The organism is Streptomyces sp., from assembly GCF_050698815.1.
In the GTDB taxonomy this organism is placed as follows: Bacteria; Actinomycetota; Actinomycetes; order Streptomycetales; family Streptomycetaceae; genus Streptomyces.
On the sequence record NZ_JBOHCV010000511.1, the window covers coordinates 1 to 1,988 of the forward strand.

A 1,988-nucleotide genomic window follows, 5' to 3' on the forward strand; every position below is an offset into this window, starting at 1 on the left:
CCTTGGGGAGGAAGAGGGCGATGCCGGCGGCTGCCGCCGGCACGGCCATGACGTTGGTGAGGTAGTAGAGCAGCAGCAGGCCGGGGACGGTGGCGAAGGTGCCTGTGCACAGCGATCCCAGCCCGTATCCGAGGTGTACGGACGCGGGGAGCGCCGGGAGGGCCGGGGACGCCGGAGCGAGCGTCGGCGGGGGTGTGGGCGTGGGCGCCGTGGATGCCGGTGCTGTCGCCGCACTGCTCTCGCCGCTCTCGTGGCTCTCGCCGCTCTCACCGCGCGGCGATGCACTCGCGCGATCGTGCGGCCCACCACCACTCATCGCGCGCCCCCTTCTGTCTCCGCCGGGCCCGGTCCTCGACCTCGACCGCCCGCGTCGGCGGGCCACAAGTCAACGGCACAACCGCACCAGCGTCCAGACAGTGATCCCCACGGATGGGTCCGAACGGAAGCGGAAGCGGAAGCGGAGGCGGAAGCGGAAGCGGAAGCGGAAGCTGAACGCAGTCAGCTCAGGCCCGCGCTCCGCGCCCGCTCGACCGCCGGCCCGATCGCTCCGGCCACGGCCTCCACATCGGCCTCCGTGGAGGTGTGCCCGAGGGAGAAGCGCAGCGTGCCCCGCGCCAGTTCGGGGTCCGCACCCGCCGCGAGGAGTACGTGGCTCGGCTGGGCGATACCGGCCGTGCAGGCGGAGCCCGTAGAGCACTCGATGCCCTGCGCGTCCAGCAGGAGCAGCAGGGAGTCGCCTTCGCAGCCGGGGAAGGAGAAGTGCGCGTTGCCGGGGAGCCGTCCGCCCGTATCGGGGTCGCCGTTGAGTACGGCGTCGGGCACGGCCGTACGTACGCTCTCGATCAGCTTGTCCCTCAGGGCGCCGATGTCGCGCTCGAAGTCCGCGCGCCGCTCGGCGGCCAGCTCGGCGGCGGTCGCGAAGGCGGCGATGGCGGGCACGTCGAGGGTGCCGGAGCGTACGTCGCGCTCCTGGCCGCCGCCGTGCAGCAGCGGTACGGGCGTCTGCTCGCGCCGCAGCAGCAGCGCGCCGATCCCGTACGGGCCGCCGATCTTGTGCCCGGTCAGCGTCAGCGCCGCGAGTCCGGAGGCGGCGAAGTCGACCTCGGCCTGCCCGACGGCCTGCACCGCGTCCGCGTGCAACGGGACGTCGAACTCGGCGGCCACCGCGGCGAGTCGGGCCACCGGCATGACGGTGCCGATCTCGTTGTTCGCCCACATCACGGTGGCCAGCGCGACGCTGCCGGGGTCGCGGGCGATGGCGTCGCGCAGCGCCTCGGGGTGCACCCGCCCGTACCCGTCGACGGGCAGCCACTCCAACTCGGCGCCCTCGTGCTCGGCGAGCCAGTGCACGGTGTCCAGCACGGCGTGGTGCTCGACCGGGCTGGCGAGCAGGCGCCTGCGGGCGGGGTCGGCGTCGCGGCGTGACCAGTACAGGCCCTTGACCGCGAGGTTGTCGGCCTCGGTGCCGCCCGCGGTGAAGACCACTTCGCTGGGCCGCGCGCCGATCGAGGCCGCGAGCGCCTCGCGCGCCTCCTCGACGGTGCGCCGGGCGCGGCGGCCCGAACCGTGCAGTGAGGAGGCGTTGCCGGTGACGGCGAGCTGGGCGGTCATCGTCCGCGCCGCCTCGGGGAACATGGGCGTGGTGGCGGCGTGATCGAGGTAGGCGGAAAGGGCCATGGTGCCTCGATTCTACGAGCCGGTGACGGGGCGGTTGCGGGTGCCGTCCACGGGAGTACGCTCCCGCCTGGGCTGTTACTGTTCGCCCCGGCCAGGCAGTAACACCGGACCCGGGCACAGCCCACACCAACGTCCGGGCAACCAGCCGTATTCCACAGGGGGGTGGCGTCGTGCCACAGGTGCGGGTGCTGAGCAAAGGCGCACGGATCACGGGGGGCGTCTTCTGTCTCCTCTTCGCGCTGCACACCTGGAGCTGGGTGGTGCGGGACATCGTGGAGCTGGGCCTCGGCGGCACCTGGGAGATGTGGACC

The 1,988-nt window shown here is 73.2% G+C and carries 1 protein-coding gene and 1 pseudogene; both read right to left on the reverse strand.

From position 1 onward, the window contains the following. Nucleotides 1–316, reverse strand: a pseudogene (locus ACRDP3_RS18290) (hypothetical protein); the annotation flags it as partial. A gap of 182 nt (nucleotides 317–498) precedes the next feature. Continuing rightward, entirely contained in the window at nucleotides 499–1,677 is a 1,179-nt protein-coding gene (locus ACRDP3_RS18295; protein ID WP_431518040.1) for a cysteine desulfurase family protein, read from the reverse strand. Nucleotides 1,678–1,988 lie beyond the last annotated feature (311 nt).

Bases quoted from the DNA above. Each gene is read 5' to 3' on its own strand.
- ACRDP3_RS18295 (WP_431518040.1), bottom strand. From the start codon at position 1,677: ATGGCCCTTTCCGCCTACCTCGATCACGCCGCCACCACGCCCATGTTC.